The 19,445-nt window shown below is 71.4% G+C and carries 20 protein-coding genes; 13 read left to right on the forward strand and 7 right to left on the reverse strand.

Annotation, left to right across the window (positions count from 1 at the left end; genetic code table 11):
• Positions 1 to 3: 3 nt before the first annotated feature.
• Positions 4 to 279: a DUF2277 domain-containing protein gene (locus ACSQ2D_RS00465; RefSeq protein ID WP_020141684.1), complete on the reverse strand. Its 276-nt coding sequence runs from the start codon at positions 277 to 279 to the stop codon at positions 4 to 6.
• Positions 280 to 468: 189 nt separating this feature from the next.
• Between ACSQ2D_RS00465 and ACSQ2D_RS00470 the strand changes: the two genes are divergently transcribed.
• The 10 genes from ACSQ2D_RS00470 to ACSQ2D_RS00515 all read left to right on the forward strand — a co-directional run bounded on the left by ACSQ2D_RS00470 (position 469) and on the right by ACSQ2D_RS00515 (position 12,756).
• Positions 469 to 600 (forward strand): hypothetical protein, encoded by a 132-nt coding sequence (locus tag ACSQ2D_RS00470; RefSeq protein WP_435984051.1) that lies wholly within the window; start codon positions 469 to 471, stop codon positions 598 to 600.
• Positions 601 to 1,228: 628 nt separating this feature from the next.
• Positions 1,229 to 2,365 (forward strand): ROK family transcriptional regulator, encoded by a 1,137-nt coding sequence (locus ACSQ2D_RS00475; RefSeq protein ID WP_435984052.1) that lies wholly within the window; start codon positions 1,229 to 1,231, stop codon positions 2,363 to 2,365.
• A 153-nt stretch (positions 2,366 to 2,518) separates the two neighbouring features.
• Positions 2,519 to 3,877: an extracellular solute-binding protein gene (locus ACSQ2D_RS00480; RefSeq protein ID WP_435984053.1), complete on the forward strand. Its 1,359-nt coding sequence runs from the start codon at positions 2,519 to 2,521 to the stop codon at positions 3,875 to 3,877.
• 81 nt (positions 3,878 to 3,958) lie between these two features.
• Positions 3,959 to 4,906 carry a carbohydrate ABC transporter permease gene (locus ACSQ2D_RS00485; protein ID WP_435984054.1) on the forward strand — a complete coding sequence of 316 codons (948 nt, stop codon included), beginning with the start codon at positions 3,959 to 3,961 and terminating at the stop codon, positions 4,904 to 4,906.
• Complete coding sequence (locus ACSQ2D_RS00490; RefSeq protein ID WP_435984055.1) at positions 4,903 to 5,766, forward strand: carbohydrate ABC transporter permease; 864 nt, start codon at positions 4,903 to 4,905, stop codon at positions 5,764 to 5,766. The genes ACSQ2D_RS00485 and ACSQ2D_RS00490 overlap by 4 nt, the downstream gene beginning before the upstream one ends.
• Before the next feature lies 1 nt (position 5,767).
• Entirely contained in the window at positions 5,768 to 7,198 is a 1,431-nt protein-coding gene (nagZ, locus tag ACSQ2D_RS00495) for a beta-N-acetylhexosaminidase (RefSeq protein ID WP_435984056.1), read from the forward strand.
• Positions 7,195 to 8,355 (forward strand): ROK family protein, encoded by a 1,161-nt coding sequence (locus ACSQ2D_RS00500; RefSeq protein WP_435984057.1) that lies wholly within the window; start codon positions 7,195 to 7,197, stop codon positions 8,353 to 8,355. The genes nagZ and ACSQ2D_RS00500 overlap by 4 nt, the downstream gene beginning before the upstream one ends.
• Complete coding sequence (locus ACSQ2D_RS00505) at positions 8,355 to 9,134, forward strand: glucosamine-6-phosphate deaminase (protein WP_435984058.1); 780 nt, start codon at positions 8,355 to 8,357, stop codon at positions 9,132 to 9,134. Before ACSQ2D_RS00500 ends, ACSQ2D_RS00505 begins: the two co-directional genes overlap by 1 nt.
• A 436-nt stretch (positions 9,135 to 9,570) precedes the next feature.
• Positions 9,571 to 12,237, forward strand: coding sequence for a replicative DNA helicase (locus ACSQ2D_RS00510; RefSeq protein WP_435984059.1), 2,667 nt, complete (start codon positions 9,571 to 9,573; stop codon positions 12,235 to 12,237).
• Positions 12,238 to 12,321: 84 nt separating this feature from the next.
• Complete coding sequence (locus tag ACSQ2D_RS00515; RefSeq protein ID WP_435984060.1) at positions 12,322 to 12,756, forward strand: VOC family protein; 435 nt, start codon at positions 12,322 to 12,324, stop codon at positions 12,754 to 12,756.
• A gap of 68 nt (positions 12,757 to 12,824) precedes the next feature.
• Here the strand turns inward: ACSQ2D_RS00515 and ACSQ2D_RS00520 are convergent, their stop codons facing one another.
• The 6 genes from ACSQ2D_RS00520 to ACSQ2D_RS00545 form a co-directional block, all read right to left on the reverse strand.
• On the reverse strand, positions 12,825 to 13,061 hold the full coding sequence (locus ACSQ2D_RS00520; RefSeq protein ID WP_435984061.1) for a DUF1059 domain-containing protein: 237 nt from the start codon (positions 13,059 to 13,061) through the stop codon (positions 12,825 to 12,827).
• Positions 13,062 to 13,159: 98 nt separating this feature from the next.
• The gene (locus ACSQ2D_RS00525; RefSeq protein WP_435984062.1) at positions 13,160 to 13,933 is read right to left on the reverse strand and encodes a MerR family transcriptional regulator; all 774 of its coding nucleotides are present in this window, start codon (positions 13,931 to 13,933) and stop codon (positions 13,160 to 13,162) included.
• Between the two features lie 4 nt (positions 13,934 to 13,937).
• Positions 13,938 to 14,276, reverse strand: coding sequence for a DUF1048 domain-containing protein (locus ACSQ2D_RS00530; RefSeq protein ID WP_435984063.1), 339 nt, complete (start codon positions 14,274 to 14,276; stop codon positions 13,938 to 13,940).
• A 41-nt stretch (positions 14,277 to 14,317) separates the two neighbouring features.
• Positions 14,318 to 15,079 carry an ABC transporter permease gene (locus ACSQ2D_RS00535; protein ID WP_435984064.1) on the reverse strand — a complete coding sequence of 254 codons (762 nt, stop codon included), beginning with the start codon at positions 15,077 to 15,079 and terminating at the stop codon, positions 14,318 to 14,320.
• Positions 15,076 to 15,858 carry an ABC transporter ATP-binding protein gene (locus ACSQ2D_RS00540; protein ID WP_435984065.1) on the reverse strand — a complete coding sequence of 261 codons (783 nt, stop codon included), beginning with the start codon at positions 15,856 to 15,858 and terminating at the stop codon, positions 15,076 to 15,078. The genes ACSQ2D_RS00535 and ACSQ2D_RS00540 overlap by 4 nt, the downstream gene beginning before the upstream one ends.
• 78 nt (positions 15,859 to 15,936) lie before the next feature.
• Positions 15,937 to 16,833 (reverse strand): hypothetical protein, encoded by an 897-nt coding sequence (locus tag ACSQ2D_RS00545; protein ID WP_435984066.1) that lies wholly within the window; start codon positions 16,831 to 16,833, stop codon positions 15,937 to 15,939.
• Positions 16,834 to 17,005: 172 nt separating this feature from the next.
• Between ACSQ2D_RS00545 and ACSQ2D_RS00550 the strand changes: the two genes are divergently transcribed.
• The 3 genes from ACSQ2D_RS00550 (at position 17,006) to ACSQ2D_RS00560 (ending at position 19,445) form a co-directional block, all read left to right on the forward strand.
• Positions 17,006 to 17,686 (forward strand): DUF4396 domain-containing protein, encoded by a 681-nt coding sequence (locus ACSQ2D_RS00550; RefSeq protein WP_435984067.1) that lies wholly within the window; start codon positions 17,006 to 17,008, stop codon positions 17,684 to 17,686.
• Positions 17,687 to 17,848: 162 nt separating this feature from the next.
• Complete coding sequence (locus tag ACSQ2D_RS00555) at positions 17,849 to 18,631, forward strand: metal-dependent transcriptional regulator (protein WP_435984068.1); 783 nt, start codon at positions 17,849 to 17,851, stop codon at positions 18,629 to 18,631.
• Positions 18,632 to 18,878: 247 nt separating this feature from the next.
• The gene (locus ACSQ2D_RS00560) at positions 18,879 to 19,445 is read left to right on the forward strand and encodes a TMEM165/GDT1 family protein (RefSeq protein ID WP_435984069.1); all 567 of its coding nucleotides are present in this window, start codon (positions 18,879 to 18,881) and stop codon (positions 19,443 to 19,445) included.

Genomic DNA, 19,445 nt, shown 5'->3' on the forward strand with positions numbered 1-19,445 from the left:
GGTTCAGGCGGGGGTGCCGAAACGGACCGCGTTGCGCTCGCGCGCCTTCTGGCGCTCGATCTCGCGATCCTTGGGCGGAGCGGTCGTCGTCAGGTGCTCGAGCAGGTGGGCCGTCGCGTGGGCCACCGCCTCGACCGCCTCGTCGAACGCCTCCTGGTTGGCCTGGCTGGGCTTGGTGCTCCCGCTGACCTTGCGGACGTACTGCAGCGCGGCGGCACGGACCTCGTCGCTCGTCGCGGGCGGCTCGAAGTTGTGGAGCTGTCGGATGTTGCGGCACATACCTCGACTGTAGGCCGACGCGGCACCGGCCGGGTTGCAGCAACCTGCAGACGCCGCGCGCCTCGCGGTCGTCGGCCGTTCGATGGAGGCACGGGACACCTCCCGAGCGTCGCCCGTCGCCGGGAGGCGCACGACACGGGGCTCCGGCCGACCGGTCGTGGCCCGCCGACTCACAACCCAGGAGTACTCATGCGCAACGCACGCCGCTACATGATCGGTCTCGCTGTCGCCGCCTTCGCCGTCGTCGGCCTCGTCGGTGCCCCCGGGGCCCAGGCGGTCGACGGCCCGCAGCAGATGTGCGCCGGCAAGTCCTTCTGCTGACGCGCTGACGCGCTGACGCGCTGACGCGCTGACGCGCTGACGCGCTGACGCGCTGACGCGCTGACGCGCTGACGCGCTGACGCGCTGACGCGCTGACGCGCTGACGCGCTGACGCGCTGACGCGCTGACGCGCTGACGCGCTGACGCGCTGACGCGCTGACGCGCTGACGCGCTGACGCGCTGACGCGCTGACGCGCTGACGCGCTGACGCGCTGACGCGCTGACGCGCTGACGCGCTGACGCGCTGACGCGCTGACGCGCTGACGCGCTGACGCGCTGACGCGCTGACGCGCTGACGCGCTGACGCGCTGACGCGCTGACGCGCTGACGCGCTGACGCGCTGACGCGCTGACGCGCTGACGCGCTGACGCGCTGACGCGCTGATGCGCCGTCGCTGACGCGTGGGCCTCGGGCCCCGCGGTCCACGACGGCCGGCCCCGGGAACCGCTGGTTCCCGGGGCCGCTCGCTGCCGCCGCCGACCCGGCAGACCGCGCGCCGGGGCCGAGGTGATCGGTAGGCCCACGGCGGTGCCGGGATCACCTCGGAGCGACGTCGGTGGCGCACGGACGTGAACATTTCCCGACGAGGGGGTTGCCAAGTGAGAGTTAGTAAACTTTACTAACTCTCGTGACCACCGCACTGCCGCGAGCCCGCCGCGTCTCCCCCCGCACTGCCGTGCTGCCTGCCCACGGCCGGCGGCACAACCTCTCGCTCGTGCTCCAGATGCTCTACTCCGTCGGCGCGATGAGCCGCGCCGACCTCGCCCGTCGCCTCGGGATGAGCAAGGTGACCGTCTCCGACCTCGTCTCCGAGCTCATGGACAGCGGCCACGCCGTCGAGCTCGGACCCTCCGAGGTCGTGCGCCCCGGCAAGCCCGGCACCCTCGTCGACGTCAACCGCACCGGGCTGCAGGCCATCGGCGTCGACCTCGCCGCCCACGAGGTGCTCCGCGCCGCGGTGCTCGACCTCGACGGCAACATCCTCGTCCGCGCCGAGCGCCCGATCGGCGACGACTCCGGCCAGGCCGTCGTCGACACCGTGCTCGACCTCGTCCACGAGGTCATCGGTGCCGCCACCGCGCCGCTGCTCGGGATCGGCGTCGGCACGCCCGGCATCGTCGGGCCCGGCGGCGTCGTCGACACGGCCCCCAACCTCGGCTGGAACGACGTGCCGCTGCGCGACATCGTCGCCGACGCGACCGGCCTGCCCGTCTTCGTCGTCAACGACGCCGACGCCGCCGTCCACGCCGACTACACGCTCGGCGACGGCGGCGACGACCTCGTCCTCGTCAAGATCGGCCGCGGTGTCGGTGGCGGCCTCATCGTCGGCGGCCAGCGCGTGCGCGGTGCACACTTCGCCTCGGGCGAGATCGGCCACGTCACCGTCGGCACCGACGGCGGTGCCACGTGTCGCTGCGGCAAGGTCGGCTGCCTCGAGACGTGGATCTCGGCCCCCAACCTCGAGCGGGCGCTCGCCTCGGCACCCGCCGACGACCCGCAGGAGCCGCTCCGCGAGGCCGGCGAGCGTCTCGGCATCGCCCTCGCCCCCGTCGTCGCGGCCCTCGACCTCTCGGAGGTCGTCCTCAGCGGACCCGAGCACCTCCTCGGCGGGGTCCTGCGCGACGCCGTCGAGGAGACCCTCCGGGCCCGCCTCCTCGCTCGCACCACGACCGACCTCACGGTGCGCCTCGCGCACCGCTCCGACGACATCGTCCTGCGCGGCGCCGCCGTCCTCGTCCTCTGGGACCAGCTCGGGGTCGCCTGACCCCGCCGTCCACCCCGACCCGGCCGGACGGCATACGCCCTCGGTCCACGACAGCGCACCACCCCCTCGAACTCCCCTCCACAGGGACACCCCTCCACTCGCGTCCAGCGAACAACCGGTCCGCACCGCGGCCCTTCGAAAGGAAGACAAGGAATGAAGAAGACCCTGGGTCTGGCCGTGGCCACGACCACCGCGGCGCTCGTCCTCACCGCGTGCGGTGGGGGTGCCACCGGCTCGACGACCGACCCGTCCGCGGGAGCGTCGGGCAACGCCGGCAAGACGATCACCCTCTGGCTGGCGGGCACCGACACCCCGAAGGAGCTGCGCACCTACCTGCAGGACACCTTCAAGACGAAGACCGGTGCCACCCTCAAGATCGAGGAGCAGAGCTGGGGCGACCTCGTCACCAAGCTGACGACGTCGCTGCCCGACCCGAAGAACACGCCCGACGTCACCGAGATCGGCAACACGCAGAGCCCGACCTTCACCAACGTCGGCGCCTTCAGCGACGTGTCGGACCTGTACCAGGAGCTCGGCGGCAGCAAGCTGCTCCAGTCGTTCGTCGACGTCGGCTCGGTCGACGGCAAGCAGTACGCCCTGCCCTACTACTTCGGCTCGCGCTACATGTTCGCGCGCAAGGACCTCTGGCAGGAGGCCGGTGTCGCCGCGCCGAAGACCCTCGACGAGTTCAACGCCGCGGTCACGACGATCACGACGAAGAACCCCCGCAACATCAAGAACTTCTCGGGCTTCTTCCTCGGTGGCCAGGACTGGCGCAACGGCATCTCGTGGATCTTCGCCAACGGGGGCGAGCTCGCGAAGCAGGAGAACGGCCAGTGGGTCTCGACCCTCGCCGACCCCAACACGGTCAAGGGCCTGACCCAGCTGCAGGACCTCTACAAGAACGCGTCGAAGGCCCCGGCCGACGCCAAGGACCAGACCCCCTGGCTCTACGTCAACGACGCCGACGAGATCCTCGACGAGTCCGGCAACGTCACCGGCAAGACGTCCCTCGCCGCCGCGACGATCATGGCGCCGGGCTGGGCGCACTGGTCCATCGGCGACCTCGTCGAGAAGGACGGCAAGAAGGTCCGCGAGTGGAACGACAAGAAGTTCAGCGCCTTCGTCCTGCCCGGCAACGACGGCAAGCCCGCCCCGGTCTTCGCCGGCGGCTCGAACATCGCCATCTCCAAGGCCAGCCAGAACCAGGCCCTGTCCAAGGAGCTGCTCAGGATCATCTTCTCCGCCGACTACCAGAAGAAGCTCGGCGGCGCCGGCCTCGGCCCGGCCAACACCGACTACGTCAGCTCGCTCGGCGACGACCAGTTCGCCAAGGCGCTCATCGACTCCGCGACGAACTCCAAGCTGACGCCGGCCGCCCCGGGCTGGGCCACCGTCGAGTCGAAGATGGTCATGGAGGAGTTCTTCTCCAAGATCCGGGACGCCTCGGACCTCACGGCCCTGGCCACGGAGTACGACGCGAAGATCACGCCGCTGCTCAACCTCAAGTGACCTGACCCTCGCGTGAACCACGTCCGGCGGTCGGGTGCCCACCCACCCGACCGCCGGCCGTCACGTTCGAAAGGCCCGCCCATGACCTCCACGGCGACCGCTCCCCCCGAGACCGCCCCCGCGCCCGAGCCCACGGCTCCCGCCCGCCCGGCCCGACGGCATACGCCCGCCTGGCTCGTGCTCCCCTCGCTCGTCCTGCTCGTCGCCGCGCTCGGCTACCCCGTCGGGTGGCAGGTCGTCACGAGCTTCCAGCACTTCGGGATGATGCAGCAGTTCGGCCAGCCGCCCGAGTGGGTGGGCCTCGCGAACTACGCGTCGCTCGTGACCGACCCCGAGCTGTGGGTCATCGTCGGGCGCTCCCTCGCCTTCTGCCTCGTGTGCGCCCTGTCGACGGTGGCGATCGGCCTCGGCCTCGCCCTGCTCATGGGCGCGGTCAGCCGCGCTGGCCGCCTCGTGCTCCAGGTCGCGCTCCTGCTCGCCTGGGCCATGCCCGTCGTCGCCTCGATGACGGTGTGGACGTGGATCGTCAACTGGCGCAACGGCCTGCTCAACTGGGCGCTCGAGCGCCTCGGCGTCGACGCCCAGGGCCACAACTGGCTCGTCGAGCCGCTCTCGTTCCTCGTCGTCGCGGCCGTCATCGTCGTGTGGATGAGCGTGCCCTTCGTCGCCCTGTCGATCTACGCCGGCCTGACCCAGCTCTCCCCGGAGGTGCTCGAGGCGGCCGAGATCGACGGAGCCGGAGGCTGGAAACGCCTGCGCCACATCATCCTTCCCCTCGTCGCGCCGGTCATCTCGATCGTCCTGCTGCTCCAGCTCATCTGGGACCTGCGGGTCTTCACGCAGATCAAGCTGCTCCAGGACGCCGGCGGCGTGGCCAACGAGACCCACCTGCTCGGCACGTACATCTACCAGCTCGGCACGGGCGCAGGCGACTTCGGGATGGCCAGCGCCGTCTCGATCCTCATGCTCCTGCTCACCGTCGCCGTCAGCTGGTACTACGTCCGCTCGCTCATGAAGGAGGAGTCGTGAGCCGCATCCTCGGCCCCGCCAGCTCCCGTCGCTCGACCCGGCGCGCGGTCCTCACCGTCGTCGCCGTCCTCCTCGCCCTCGTCTGGGCGTTCCCCGTCTACTGGATGATCAACTCGGCCTTCCTCGACAAGGTGACCCTCCAGTCGAGCACCCCGACCTTCCTGCCCTTCGGCGGCTCGTTCGACAACTTCGCGACCGTGTTCGGCGACGCGGGCTTCATTCGAGCACTGGGGATCTCGCTCGCCGTCACCCTCGTCACCGTGGCAGCAGCGATCGTCATCGCCTTCCTCGGGGCGCTCGCGATCAGCCGCTTCCGCTTCCGCGGCCGGCGCTCGTTCATCCTCGCCCTGCTCCTCATCCAGATGCTGCCGGCCGAGGGCCTCTTCATCGCGCAGTACAAGATGATGAGCTCGGTCGGGCTGCTCAACAACGTGCTCGGTCTCGCGCTGCTCTACACCGCGGCCGTCGTGCCGTTCACCGTGTGGATGCTGCGCGGCTTCGTGGCCGGCGTGCCGGTCGAGCTCGAGGAGGCCGCCATGGTCGACGGCCTCTCGCGCACCAAGGCGTTCCTGCGGATCACGTTCCCGCTGCTGGCTCCCGGGCTCGTCGCGTCGGGCGTCTACGCGTTCCTCCAGGCGTGGAACGAGTTCACCGTCGCGCTGGTCGTCATGACGGAGGAGCAGTCACGCACCCTGCCGCTGTGGCTGCGCGGCTTCGTCCAGGCGAGTGCGACCCGCGAGACCGACTGGGGCCAGGTCATGGCCGCCTCGACCGTCGTCGCCGTGCCCGTCATCATCTTCTTCCTCGTCGTCCAGGGACGCATGAGCAACGGCCTCGTCGGCGGGGCGGTGAAGGGCTGACATGAACACCTCACGAGAGGCGCTGCGGCGCCTCGCTGTCGGCACGCTCATGCCCGGTTTCGTCGGCACCTCCGTCCCTGCCTGGGTCGAGCGGGAGTATGCCGCCGGGCTGGCCTCCGTCTGCCTCTACGGCGCGAACGTCGTCGACCCCGACCAGCTGGCGCGGCTGTGCGCGTCGCTGCGGTCGGTGGCTCCGGACCTCCTCGTCGCCGTCGACGAGGAGGGCGGTGACGTGACGCGGCTGCACTACCCGACCGGGTCGACGCAGCCCGGGAACGCGCTGCTGGGTCGCCTCGACGACACCGCTCTGACGCGGGCCTCGGCCGCGGCCATCGGGCGCGAGCTCGCGGCACACGGCATCAACCTCGACCTGGCGCCCGTCGTCGACGTCAACTCGGCCGACGAGAACCCCGTCATCGGGGTGCGCAGCTTCGGGGCCGACGCCGCGCACGTGGCCCGGCACTCCGCGGCCTACGTCGGCGGCGTGCAGTCGGTCGGGGTCGCGGCCTGCGCCAAGCACTTCCCGGGGCACGGTGACACCGTGACCGACTCGCACCACGCACTGCCGCGGGTGCACGTCGAGGCTCACGTGCTCGACGCCCGCGAGCTCGAGCCGTTCCGCGCAGCGATCGAGGCGGGGGTCGCGTGCATCATGACCTCCCACGTCGTCGTCAGCGCCATCGACGCCGAGCGCCCCGCGACGTTCTCGCCGACCGTGCTCGGTGACGTGGTGCGCGGGCGGCTCGGCTTCGAGGGGGTCATCGTCTCCGACGCCCTCGACATGGCCGGGGCGTCGGCGGAGAGCGGCATCCCCGAGGCGGCCGTGCGCGCTCTCGTCGCCGGGTGCGACCTGCTCTGCGTCGGCTCCGAGACCACGGAGGAGTGCTACCTCGCGGTCGTCGAGGCCGTCGTCGAGGCGGCTGCGGCCGGGCGACTGCCGCTCGAGCGTCTGGAGGATGCCGCGGCGCGGGTCGCGCTGCTGTCCAGCCGATTCGGCGTCGGAAAGGTGGGCGCGGAGCGTGAGGACGGCGACGCGGTCGTGCCCGCCTGGGCCAACGGCGCGCTCGTCCGGGGCTTCGCCGTCGGCGACGCCGTGCGCGCGTGGCTCGACGCTCCCGGTGACCCCGTCATCGTCCAGGTCGCGTCCGACCCCAACCTCGCCGTCGGGCGGGTGGCCTGGGGGCCGGATGCCGCCGGGCTGACGACGCCGGAGGGCGACGTGCCCGACGGGGCCCGGGTGGCCGTGGCCGGCCGAGGACTCGCTGCGGGCCATCCGCTCTGGGAGGTCGCCGATCGCCTTCGCGCGCAAGGCCACCCGACGATCGTCGTCGACTGCGGCTGGCCGCGCGGCGGCGCCGACCTCGTGACCTTCGGCGGCTCGGTCGTCGTGGCCCAGGCCCTCGGCCGCTACCTCGGGGTGCCGGCGCGATGACGGCCGGGCCACGGCTCGGCATCGACATCGGCGGGACCAAGACGGCTGTGGCCCTCGTGGTCGACAGCACCGTGCTGGCGCTGCGGTCGGCACCGTCCGGCCGGGGCTCGGCCGGCGTCGTCGACGTCGCGGTGCGGCTGGCGCAGGAGGTCCTCGCCACGGAAGCGGGGGGAGCCGTCGTGCCGGTCGGGGCGTGCATGCCCGGGCTCGTCGACCCCGTGAGGGGGCGGGTCCGGCACGCGGTCAACCTCGAGGTCGAGTCCCTCGACCTCGCGGGCGAGCTCTCCGAGCGCCTCGGCGTCCGGGTCGCGGTCGAGAACGACGTCAAGGCGGCGGCCCTCGGTGCCTGGCGCCTGCGTGTGCCGTCGGGCGTCGGGTCGAGGTCGGCCGCCGCACCCGTGACCGCCGGCGCGGGCACCGGGGGCGACCCTGGGCTGGACCGTGCGTCGGACCGTGCTTCGGGCCCTGCATCCGACGCGGCGCTGGCCTACCTCAACCTCGGGACGGGGCTCGCCTCGGCCGTCGTGCGCGACGGAGTCGTGGTCCGCGGGATCGACGGTGCGGCGGGCGAGATCGGGCACCTGCCCGTCGGTGGGGACGCGCCGTGCACCTGTGGCCAGGTCGGCTGCCTCGAGACGGTGGCCTCGGGCTCGGCCCTCGCTCGTCTCTGGCCCGCACCGAGCCGCCGGACGACGGACCCCTTTGCGGCGGCGGCCGCCGGCGACCCGCTCGCGGCCGCGGCCGTCGACGTGCTGTGCACCGGGGTGGGGCTGGCGGTCCAGGTGCTCGCCCTTGCCTCCGGTGCCGAACGCGTCGTCGTGGGTGGTGGCCTGGCCGGGCTCGGCGCCCCGCTGCTCGACGGGATCCGTGCGGACCTCGAGCGGCGCGCCCGCAGCTCGAGGATGATCGCCGCCCTGGGCCTGCCCGACCGCGTCGAGCTGCTGCCGGCCGACGTGCCCGTGGCGGCGCTCGGAGCGGCGTGGCTCGCCCTCCCTGACGCCCCGCGCCTCGCAGCGGTCGGGGCTGCGGTCGGGTCTGCGGTCGGGGCTGCGGTCGGGGCTGGGGTCGGGGCTGGGGTCGGGGCAACGACCGGGTCAACGGTCGCGACCGCGGACGCGCTCCCCGGTGCCACCGTGCCCGGTGAGAAGGTGGGCTGATGGAGGTCCTCGTCCTGCCCACGCCCGCCGACGTCGCCCGCCGGGCTGCCGAGGTCGTCATCGACGGCCTGTCCGCCGCCCGCCGCGCCGATCCGGTCATCGGGCTCGCGACCGGGTCATCACCCCTCGGCCTTTACGCCGAGCTCTCGCAGGCCGTGGCGAGCGGTCGGCTCGACCTGCGCGGCGCCAGCGGGTTCGCGCTCGACGAGTACGTCGGGCTGCCGGCCGGGCACCCGCAGTCGTACCGCGAGGTGCTGCTCCGGGAGGTGTGCGGGCCGCTCGGACTGGCTCCGGACCGGCTGCACGTACCCGACGGCTCCGGCCGCGACGAGGACGAGCTCGTCTCCGGCGCAACGGAGTACGAGCGCATGATCCGGGAGGCGGGCGGGGTCGACGTGCAGATCCTCGGCATCGGCGCCAACGGTCACCTCGGCTTCAACGAGCCCGGCTCGGCGCTGTCGTCCCGGACGAGGGTCAAGCGGCTGTCGGACCGGACGCGGCACGACAACGCGCGCTTCTTCGCCGGCATCGACGACGTGCCGACCCACTGCGTGACCCAGGGCCTCGGGACCGTCCTCGACGCGCGACGCCTCGTGCTCGTCGCGTCCGGACCGGGCAAGGCGGAGGCCGTGGCGGCCGCCCTCGAGGGCCCGCTGTCGGCCTCGTGCCCGGCCTCGGTGCTCCAGTGGCACGCCGACGCGACCGCCGTGCTCGACGAGGCCGCCGCCTCGGGACTGCGCAACCGGGACTACTACGACGCCTCGGCAGCCGGGCTCTGAGCGTGTCCGCGCGCCCCAGCCGGACGGCATACCCCACGGTCGGGCGTGTCGCGACCGGTTGTGGACAACGCACAGGGGTGAGGAACTTGTTCTCCACACCCCGTGGACAGGTGTTTGCGCAGGTCACCGAGCACGGCGTCCTGTGACCGGCGCCACATCCCCACAGTTGTGCACACATGTTGTCCACACCTGTTGACGGCGTGTCGGGGGTGTCCGTCCACCGGTTGTCCACAGGGGGACGGACGCGGGGGGCCGTTGAGGTTGTTGTCGGTGGAGCCCCGCACCTACGGTGGGGCGGGTGCTCCTCGGGGAGGTGCGCGACGGGCTGGGTAGGTCTCGTCGGCGCCCTCCTGCCAGGCGCTGTCAGCGCCACGTTGTCTACTGGTGTGGACCGGGTTGCACCGATGTCATTCATCACTCAGGGGAAGGGGAGCACGTGTCGCTCGCTGAGCTGAGCACGAGCGCGTTCGCGTCGTCGTCGACCCGTGACGGGGGGCCACCCGACGACCGCCTCCCGCCCCAGGACGTCGGGGCTGAGCAGTCGGTCCTCGGCGGCATGCTCCTGTCCAAGGACGCCATCGCCGACTGTGTCGAGCAGCTCAAGGGCACCGACTTCTACCGGCCCGCGCACGAGCTCATCTACGACGCCGTCCTCGACCTCTACGGCCGCGGCGAGCCCGCCGACGCCATCACCGTCAGCGACGAGCTGACCAAGCGCGGCGACCTCGGACGCGTCGGGGGGCAGGCCTACCTCCACCAGCTCATCGCGTCGGTCCCCACCGCGGCCAACGCCGGCTACTACGCCCAGATCGTCGCCGAGCGCGCCGTGCTGCGCCGCCTCGTCGAGGCCGGCACCCGCATCGTCCAGCTCGGCTACGCGCAGGGCGGAGGCGACGTCGAGGACATCGTCAACGCGGCCCAGGCCGAGGTCTACGCCGTCGCCGACAAGCGCGGCGGCGAGGACTACCACGCCATCGGCGACATCATCGAGGCCACGGTCGACGAGATCGAGGTCGCGTCGGGCCGCTCGGGCGAGATGACCGGTGTGCCAACGGGATTCACCGACTTCGACGCCCTCACCAACGGCCTGCACCCCGGCCAGATGATCGTCATCGCCGCCAGGCCGGCGATGGGAAAATCGACAATTGGTCTGGACATCGTGCGGTCGGCTGCGATCAAGCACAAGATGGCCGCCGTCGTCTTCTCGCTCGAGATGAGCCGCACCGAGATCACCATGCGTCTGCTCTCGGCCGAGGCCGGCATCCAGCTGCAGCACATGCGCAAGGGCACGATGCGCGAGGAGGACTGGACCCGCCTCGCCTCCACCATGGGCCGTGTCTCCGATGCGCCGCTCTTCATCGACGACTCGCCCAACATGTCGCTCATGGAGATCCGCGCCAAGTGCCGCCGGCTCAAGCAGCGCGAGAACCTCAAGCTCGTCGTCATCGACTACCTCCAGCTCATGAGCTCGGGCAAGCGCGTCGAGTCGCGCCAGCAGGAGGTCTCGGAGTTCTCCCGTGCCCTCAAGCTGCTCGCCAAGGAGCTCGAGGTGCCGGTCATCGCGATCTCGCAGCTGAACCGTGGTCCCGAGCAGCGCACCGACAAGAAGCCCGCGATGAGCGACCTCCGTGAGTCGGGTTGCCTCACCGCCGAGACGCGGGTCATGAGGGCCGACACCGGTGCTGAGGTCTCGCTCGGCCAGCTGTATGCCGACGGTGCGACGGACGTGCCGGTCTGGGCCCTGGACGAGAAGCTCCACTACGTGACGCGGCACCTGACGCACGTCTTTCCCACCGGCACGAAGCCGGTGTTCAAGCTGACCCTTGCCTCCGGCAAGACCGTCCGGGCGACGGAGAACCATCCCTTCCTGGCCTACGACGGTTGGACTGCGCTGGGCGACCTGCGCACCGGCTCAAGGATCGCTGTGCCCCGCCATGTGCCTGCGCCTGAGCGGCATGAGCCGTGGGAGGACTCGCGGATCATCCTGCTCGCCCACATGCTCGGCGACGGGTCGATGGTGGCGCGGCAGCCGATCCGCTACGCGAGCATCGACGAGGCGAACCTCGAGGCCGTCACCAAGGCAGCGCTCACTTTCGGTGTCGCTGCTCAGCGCGACGACTACCCCGCATCCCGCGTCAGCACGCTCCGGCTGCGCGCGCCGTTTCGGCTGACGCACGGCAAGCGCAACCCCATCGCCGAATGGCTCGATGGGCTGGGTCTGTTCGACAAGCGCAGCCACGAGAAGTTCGTGCCGGAGCCGGTCTTCCACGTCTCCAAGCGGCAGATCGCCCTCTTCCTTCGCCACATCTGGTCGACCGACGGTTCGGTCACCGTCAACAAGAACGGACGCGGAGGCCGCGTCTACTACGCCTCCACCTCACGACGCCTCGTCGACGACCTGTCCCGACTGCTCCTCCGCTTCGGCATCTCCACGCGGGTGCGCACGGTCCGGAAGGCCGGCTATCGACCGGGCTACACCCTCGACGTCTCCGGCAGTGACAGCCAGCGTCGCTTCCTCCAGGAGATCGGTGTCCACGGGGACCGGGGCGTCCAGGCCGAACGACTGCTCGAGATCGTCCGGGAGACGAAGTCGAACACGAATGTCGACACCGTGCCGGTGGGCATCTGGGACACGGTGCGCGAGGTCATGTCCGAGCAGGGCATGACGACGCGGGCCTTCCAAGCTGCCATGGGCGTCCAGTACAACGGGTCCGCGATCTACCGGCACAGCCCGTCGCGGGAGCGGCTCGCGCAGGTCGCCGCCGTCCTCGACAGCGCCGAGCTCGAGCTCTACGCCGTCAACGACGTCCTCTGGGACAGCGTCGTCTCGGTGGAGCCGGACGGTGTCGAGGAGGTCTTCGACGCGACGGTGCTCGGCACGCACAACTTCATTGCCAATGGCATCGCCGTGCACAACTCGATCGAGCAGGACGCCGACATGGTGATCCTGCTCCACCGAGAGGCCGCCTACGAGAAGGACTCGCCTCGAGAGGGCGAGGCCGACCTCATCGTGGCCAAGCACCGAAACGGCCCCACCGACACGATCGTCGTCGCGTTCCAGGGCCACTTCAGTCGCTTCACCAACATGGCCAACAACTTCTGACCCGGATCCCTTGGCAGCAGAGGCCGCTCGAGCCCGCGGAGATCTGGCGTGGTCGCCTCCGGGGCTGCGCCCTAGGCTGGGCGCATGGCGACGGTGAGGCAGGTCCAGGTCACGTTCGACTGCGCAGATCCCGAGCGCGTGGCTCGCTTCTGGTGCGAGGTGCTCGGCTACGAGGTGCCGCCGCCGCCCGAGGGTTTCGCCTCGTGGGACGAGTTCGACCGGTCGCTGCCGCCCGACCGGCAGGGCTCGGCCTTCGCGTGCTCGGACCCGACGGGCGCGGGTCCGCGCCTGTTCTTCCAGCGCGTCCCCGAGGGCAAGGTCGTCAAGAACCGGGTCCACCTCGACGTCCGGGTCGGCACCGGGCTCGTCGGTGACGAGCGCCTGGCGGCCCTCGAGTCCGAATGCGCCCGGCTCGTTGCGCTCGGCGCCACCCGGGGGACGCTGCTGCGGGCCGACGGCTTCAACGAGTCGTGCCAGGTGATGCAGGACGTCGAGGGCAACGAGTTCTGTCTCGACTGACCGCGGGGCTGGCCCGGCCACCCTCCACCAGCTGCACGAGCGGCGGGTGACCGGACCGACGGCGGGTCTCAGTCGTCGGCGAGGGCCGCGAAGGTCTGCTTGGCCTCGGTGTACCAGGCCATCGACTTCTTCGGGTGCCGCCACCGGCTCTTCATCGCCTCACGAGCCTCCTGGTGGGTGGTGTCGCCGGCCTTCTCCGCCTCCTTGAGGTGGCGGTCCTGGGCCTTGATGATCTCGTCGGCGGTGTCCGCCTGGTGCGCGAGGTCGCAGGGTCCGCCGAGGGCTCGGCAGGTCATGGTCTTCATGGTGTCTCCTTCTCGTGTGGTGTCCCGCTCTACTGACGATCGGGACGCGGCACATGTGACACGGCCTCTCGCAGGCCGACCGCGGGTCGTGCGAGCGCTCACACCGCGGGCTCGAGGCGCCGGATGTCGGTCCACCCCGTCCAGCCCCGCTCCTCGAGCAGCTCGAGCAGCCGCCCCGCACACGCGAAGGACTCGATGAACGCCGCGTCGAGCAGCGCGATGAGGTCGTCGCTCACGGGGTGCACGTCCTCGATGCCCTCGGCCTCGGCGGAGGCAGCCTCGATGAAGGCGGCCACCCGGTCCGCGAGCGCGGGCAGCCGGGGGTCGTCGGGGGCACAGTCGACGAGGTCGCCGATGTCGAGGTAGAGCCGGCGCAGCACCTCGTGCTCGATCTGGGTCTGCTTGATCTCCATGAAGGCCGCGACCTCGTCGGGCATCTGCGCCGCGATGAGGATCCAGCTGTCGCGCTCGACCTCGATGACCCGCTCCGGGAAGCCGAGCTCGCGCATCCGGTCGATGTAGGCGACCGCCTCGGGAGGCAGGGCCAGGCTGTCGCCGGCCGCGAGCTTGGCGATGCGCTCCCGGTGCCGTTGGAGCTCGCGGATCTCGGCCCGCAGGCGGCGGTCGATCTGCTCGACCGCCGCCGCGAACTCCGTGTCGTCCGCCTCGAGCAGCTCGTGCACGCGGGACAGGGGCACGCCCGCATCGGCCAGGGTGCGGATCCGGACCAGCTGGACGACGGCGGCCGCGTCGTAGCGCCGGTAGCCCGAGTGGTCGCGCTCGGGCTCGGGCAGCAGCCCCTTGGCGTGGTAGTGCCGGACGGTGCGCACGGTGACGCCGGCGTACGCCGCGAGCTGGCTGATGGTCAGCATGGCCCTATTCTGCGACCTGCGCGGCGACCGCGCGGTTCAGCGCGGACCGCCACGTGTCGGCATACGTCGTGACGCCGCGCAGGCGGCCGTCGCAGAAGGCGGCGACGTCGCGGCCGGTGACGTCGAGGACGCGGCGGCCCTCGGCCGCGCTGGCCTCGAAGAGCTCGAGGACGTCCTTCAGGACCGCGACGACGTCCATGCCGTCGCCCGAGGTGAAGCGCCACATGTAGGACTTCATCTCGCCGTAGACGACCCGGTAGTCGCGGGGCAGCGCGCGCGCCCTCGCCTCCATGGCCTTCCACTCCTTCTTGTCGCCGATGATCGTGCTCAGCAGGTTGTTCATGTCGGTCTCCTTGACGAGTCGGGTCGGGGGCGTATGCGGTGTCAGGCGAGCTTCTTGCGGTAGGTCCGCATCGCGAGCGCGTAGGCGACGACGAGGAGCCCGACGCACCAGGCCAGGGCCACCCAGCCGTCGCTGCCGACGGGCTGCTGCTCGAAGAGGCTGCGGATGGTGTTGACGATCGAGGTGACCGGCTGGTGCTCGGCGAACCACTGGACCGGTCCGGGCATGCTGTCGGTCGGCACGAACGCCGAGCTGACGAACGGCAGGAAGATCAGTGGGTACGAGAACCCGCTCACGCCGTCGACCGTCTTCGCGGTGAGACCCGGGATGACGGCGAGCCAGGTGAGCGCCAGCGTGAAGAGCAGCATGATGCCGAGGACCGCCAGCCAGGCGAGCACGCCGGCGCCCGTGCGGAAGCCCATCGACAGGGCGACGAGGACGACGAGGACGAGCGAGGTCAGGTTGGCCACGACCGACGTCAGCACGTGCCCCCACAGGAAGGCCGAGCGGGTGATCGGCATCGACTGGAAGCGCTCGAAGATGCCGCCCGAGACGTCGGTGAAGAGCCGGAAGGCGGTGTAGGCGATGCCGGACGCGACGGTGATGAGCAGGATGCCGGGCAGCAGGTAGTTGACGTACGAGGCGCCCCCGACGTCGATGGCGCCGCCGAAGACGTAGACGAAGAGCAGCAGCATGGCGATCGGCGTGACGGCGGTCGTGATGATGGTGTCCGGGCTGCGCAGGATGTGGCGCAGGGACCGCCTGAGCAGGACGTCGGTGTCGTGGAGGACGTAGGTGGTCATCGCTGGGCTCCTTCGTGGGTGGCGCCGCCGTGTCCGACGATCGCGAGGAAGATCTCTTCGAGGGACGGCTGCTTCTCGACGTACTCGACCGTGGCGGGCGGCAGGAGCGCCTTGAGCTCCGCGAGTGTGCCGTCGGCGATGATGCGGCCGTCGTGGAGCACCGCGATCCGGTCGGCGAGATGCTCGGCCTCGTCGAGGTACTGCGTCGTGAGCAGGACGGTCGTGCCCTGGCCGGCGAGCTCCTGCACGGTCTTCCACACCTCGATCCGCGACTGCGGGTCGAGTCCCGTCGTCGGCTCGTCGAGGAAGAGCACGGGCGGGTTGCCGATGAGGCTCATGGCGATGTCGAGACGTCGGCGCATGCCCCCGGAGTAGGTGGCGACCCGCTGCCCTGCGGCGTCGGTCAGCCCGAACTGCGACAGCAGGGCGTCGGCGATCGCACCGGGACCCTCGAGCCGTCGCAGCTGGGCGACGAGGACGAGGTTCTCGCGCCCGGTGAGGACCTCGTCGACGGCGGCGAACTGCCCCGTGAGGCTGATCGACTCGCGGACCTTCCCGGGCTCGGTGGCGACGTCGTGGCCGGCCACGGACGCGGTCCCGCCGTCGGCCTTGAGCAGTGTCGACAGGATCTTCACTGCTGTGGTCTTGCCGGCGCCGTTCGAGCCGAGCAAGGCGAAGATGGTGCCCGCGGGGACGCTCAGGTCGACACCCTTGAGCACTGCGTGGTCGCCGTAGGACTTGGTGAGCCCGGCGATCTCGATGGCTGGTTTCGTGGTCATGACTACAGCGTGCAACCCTGACGCAGCGTCAAGGTCAAGCCGTATTGCGGACCGATTTCCCGGCAGGCCGCGGAACCGTCACCGGGCCTCGGCGAGGATGCGCTGACGCACGCTCAGCAGCCGGGTCCTGGCGCTCGCGTCGGACCGCTCCGGGTCGGTGAGCCAGCCCACCAGAGCCCGGTCGTCGCGCGTCACCCCGGCGCGCTCGTCCGCGACCGCGGCAGCCATGAGGGCACCCGCGCGCGGCACCGGCAGGGCGTCGCCGAGCGCCTCGTCGGCCCAGCTGTCCGCTGAGCGGAGGAGGTCGTCGTCGACGTGGCGCCGACGGGCCCGACCCAACGCGTCCGCCGCCACCGGCAGCGAGCCCTCCGCACCGGCGCCCGCGGCCGAACGCACTTCCGACACCAGCGCGTCGAGGTGGATCTCGAGCAGCCAGGACGGCATGCCCCGAGCGGCGAGGACCCGCGCCAGCCACTCGACCTGGTGCACCGCGCGGTCCTCGGCCAGGGTCGCGAGCGAGACGAGCCACGCCGAGTCGGTCGTGGCGAAGCGCGAACCCCGCTCCCCGTAGCGGAGGCCGTAGTAGGGCATCGCGTCGATCGACCCCTGCGCAGCGCGGACGGCGGCGCGCAGCAGCGTCGCGTCGGTCGTGATCTCGTAGCCGCCGGAGGCCGGGTTGACGACGCCCGCGTCCACGGCCTGCCCCGTGGAGCGGCGGAGGAGCCCGGCCACGACGTGGCCCCTCGCCTCGGCGACGAGGGCAGCGACACGGTCGGGGTCCGCGCCCGCGACGACGCCACCGGTGAGCGCTGCGCGCAGCACCTGCTCGTCCGTGGATCCCGTTGCGACGACGAGGCGCTCGACCCCGACGACGGCGGCGAGGATCGCGGGGTCCACAAGCGGACCGGTCACCTGACGGTTCGCGTGGTCGAGCAGGATCCGGCGCGCGTGGTCGGCGTCGACGGGCTGTGTCACGCGTCAATCCTTGTGCATGCAGCCGCGGCGGATGACCGGAACCCGCGACTTCGGAGCGACGGGAATGCCCGACCGGGCGCACGCGTTGACCCCACCGGACGGCATACCCATGGGGGGTATGCCGGGTGGCGGGCCCAGCGGATCCCGTGACCACCGGACCGGAAGGACGACCATGAACGACGCAGCGACCTCAGCGCCCACGCACCACGACGCCCACGGTGCGCACCAGGCCCACGGTGCCCGCCATGCCCACGGCGCCCACCATGCCCACGGCGAGGACGACGGCCACGGCGGGGGCCTCGCCTCCATGGCGGCCAGTGCCACCCTGCACTGCCTCACCGGCTGTGCGATCGGCGAGATCCTCGGCCTCATGATCGGCACCGCCGTCGGGCTCGCCGCCGGGGCGACCATCGCGCTCTCCGTGGCCCTCGCGTTCCTCTTCGGCTACGCCCTCTCGAGCCTGCCCCTGCTGCGCGGCGGGCTGTCCCTCGGTGCGGCCCTCAAGCTCGTCCTGGCGGCCGACACCGTCTCGATCCTCACGATGGAGGTCGTCGACAACCTCGTCATGGCCGTGATCCCCGGCGCCATGGACGCCGGTCTCGTCAACGCCGTCTTCTGGGTCGGCATGGCGATCTCCCTCGTCGCGGCGTTCCTCGCGGCCTACCCGGTCAACCGCTACCTGCTGGCGCGCGGCCGGGGTCACGCCCTGACCCACGATCACCACGGGACGAACGGCCCGGTCACCGGTGCGCGGCGGTTCATCCCCGACCTCCCGGCGCCGGCGCTCGCGGCGACCATCGCCGCCTTCATGCTGGGCGGGCTCGTCGTCGCCGTCGCCGACGGCCTCGGGTGACGCGCCTCTCGTCGGGATCCGGGCCGCCGCTAGGCGCGCCCATGATAAAAGTTGGGCATGCCGAACTTCGCGACCAGGCGCCTCGTCACGGGGACCCTCACGACGGTCCTCTTCGTCGGTTGCTTCGTGCTGCTGGCCTGGCTGCTCACGTAGTCTCTGGCGGTGGCCAAGACCGAGAACCGCACCGCCGTCGAGGACTACCTCAAGGTCATCTTCTCCCTCGGTGAGTGGCAGGAGGAGACGGTGAGCAACGCCGCCGTCGCCGCTCGGCTCGGGGTCTCGACGTCGTCGGTCTCGGAGATGGCGCGCAAGCTCGCCGACAGCGGGCTCGTCGCCCACAAGCGCTACGGCGGGATGCGGCTCACCGAGGAGGGTCTCCGGCAGGCCCTGCGGATGGTCCGCCGCCACCGCCTCGTCGAGACCTTCCTCGTCCGGTCCCTCGGCTACTCCTGGGACGAGGTGCACGACGATGCCGAGGTGCTCGAGCACGCCGTCTCGGAGCTCATGGTCGACCGCATGGACGACCAGCTCGGGCACCCCTGGCGCGACCCGCACGGCGACCCGATCCCCACGCCCGACAGCGTGCTCCACCAGCCGACCGCCGAGCCGCTCGCGGCGAGCCCCGTCGGGGAGCGCCGGTTCGTCGCCCGCATCGACGACGACGACCCGGCCCTGCTGCGCTGGTTCGCCGAGACCGGCATCGCCGTCGACGCCGAGGTCGTCGTCCGCGAGCGCAAACCCTTCGGAGGGGCCACCCGGCTCGAGCTCAGCCCTCCGGCCACGCCGAGGGGGACGCCGCACGTCGCCGAGCTCGGCGACCAGGCCGTCGCCGCTCTCCTCGTGAGCGGCGAGCCGGCATCGCCGGATCCGTTGAACGACAAGGGCTGTCACTACGCCGAATGTCGGCACATCGGCACCCCAAGGGTTTCCGAGAAGAATCGCTAGGCACACCGAGACGTTGCACGACCCGCTGCGCGACGCCTACGGTCGGGGCATCGAAAGGGAGTAGTCCCCAACGACCGCATCGACACACTGGCTCCGGCCCGGTGCGGCCGGCCCTGATCGCGACGCCGACACGGCAGGCGCGGACCCGCGGCGGACGAGACTTTCGACCTCGTGCCGACCCACCGACGGGCGCGCCAGGTCGAGGCTCCCTGCGGTGCCTCGTGGCTGCGCCGAGGAGACCGATCCGATGTCCGCCTTCCTGCTCAGTGCAGCAGTCATCTTCGTCGCCGAGCTCGGCGACAAGAGCCAGCTCATGGCGATGACCTTCGCCACCCGCTTCAAGATGCTCCACGTCCTCGCCGGCATCACGATCGCGACGGCCGTGGTCCACCTCGGCTCCGTCGCCATCGGGGCCGCGATCGGCGACAACCTCCCGCGCGACGCCATCTCGGTCACCGCCGGCGTCGCCTTCCTCTTCTTCGCCGCCTGGACGCTCCGCGGCGACTCCCTCTCCGACGAGGAGGCTGCCGTCGCGCGCACGACGCGGCGCACGGCGATCATCGCCGTCACCATCGCCTTCTTCCTCGCCGAGCTCGGCGACAAGACGATGCTCGCGACGATCACGCTCGCGACGCAGCACGGCTGGTTCGGCACGTGGCTCGGCAGCACCGTCGGCATGGTCGCCGCGGACGCGCTCGCCATCGTCGTCGGGGCGGCCCTCGGCAAGCGCCTGCCCGAGCGCGTCATCACGTGCGGCGCGGCCGCGGCGTTCGTCGTCTTCGGGGTCCTGCTCATCGTCGAAGGTGTGCGCTGA

The organism is Terrabacter sp. LjRoot27 (assembly GCF_964254175.1).
GTDB lineage: Bacteria > Actinomycetota > Actinomycetes > Actinomycetales > Dermatophilaceae > Terrabacter.

What these genes read in the sequence shown, in the direction of transcription:
- ACSQ2D_RS00470 (WP_435984051.1), top strand. Translation starts at nt 469, where the DNA reads ATGCGCAACGCACGCCGCTACATGATCGGTCTCGCTGTCGCCGCCTTC.
- ACSQ2D_RS00480 (WP_435984053.1), top strand. Translation starts at nt 2,519, where the DNA reads ATGAAGAAGACCCTGGGTCTGGCCGTGGCCACGACCACCGCGGCGCTC.
- nagZ (WP_435984056.1), top strand. Translation starts at nt 5,768, where the DNA reads ATGAACACCTCACGAGAGGCGCTGCGGCGCCTCGCTGTCGGCACGCTC.
- ACSQ2D_RS00535 (WP_435984064.1), bottom strand. Translation starts at nt 15,079, where the DNA reads ATGACCACCTACGTCCTCCACGACACCGACGTCCTGCTCAGGCGGTCC.
- ACSQ2D_RS00520 (WP_435984061.1), bottom strand. Translation starts at nt 13,061, where the DNA reads ATGAAGACCATGACCTGCCGAGCCCTCGGCGGACCCTGCGACCTCGCG.
- ACSQ2D_RS00465 (WP_020141684.1), bottom strand. Translation starts at nt 279, where the DNA reads ATGTGCCGCAACATCCGACAGCTCCACAACTTCGAGCCGCCCGCGACG.
- ACSQ2D_RS00550 (WP_435984067.1), top strand. Translation starts at nt 17,006, where the DNA reads ATGAACGACGCAGCGACCTCAGCGCCCACGCACCACGACGCCCACGGT.
- ACSQ2D_RS00500 (WP_435984057.1), top strand. Translation starts at nt 7,195, where the DNA reads ATGACGGCCGGGCCACGGCTCGGCATCGACATCGGCGGGACCAAGACG.
- ACSQ2D_RS00515 (WP_435984060.1), top strand. Translation starts at nt 12,322, where the DNA reads ATGGCGACGGTGAGGCAGGTCCAGGTCACGTTCGACTGCGCAGATCCC.
- ACSQ2D_RS00560 (WP_435984069.1), top strand. Translation starts at nt 18,879, where the DNA reads ATGTCCGCCTTCCTGCTCAGTGCAGCAGTCATCTTCGTCGCCGAGCTC.
- ACSQ2D_RS00505 (WP_435984058.1), top strand. Translation starts at nt 8,355, where the DNA reads ATGGAGGTCCTCGTCCTGCCCACGCCCGCCGACGTCGCCCGCCGGGCT.
- ACSQ2D_RS00530 (WP_435984063.1), bottom strand. Translation starts at nt 14,276, where the DNA reads ATGAACAACCTGCTGAGCACGATCATCGGCGACAAGAAGGAGTGGAAG.
- ACSQ2D_RS00485 (WP_435984054.1), top strand. Translation starts at nt 3,959, where the DNA reads ATGACCTCCACGGCGACCGCTCCCCCCGAGACCGCCCCCGCGCCCGAG.
- ACSQ2D_RS00525 (WP_435984062.1), bottom strand. Translation starts at nt 13,933, where the DNA reads ATGCTGACCATCAGCCAGCTCGCGGCGTACGCCGGCGTCACCGTGCGC.
- ACSQ2D_RS00540 (WP_435984065.1), bottom strand. Translation starts at nt 15,858, where the DNA reads ATGACCACGAAACCAGCCATCGAGATCGCCGGGCTCACCAAGTCCTAC.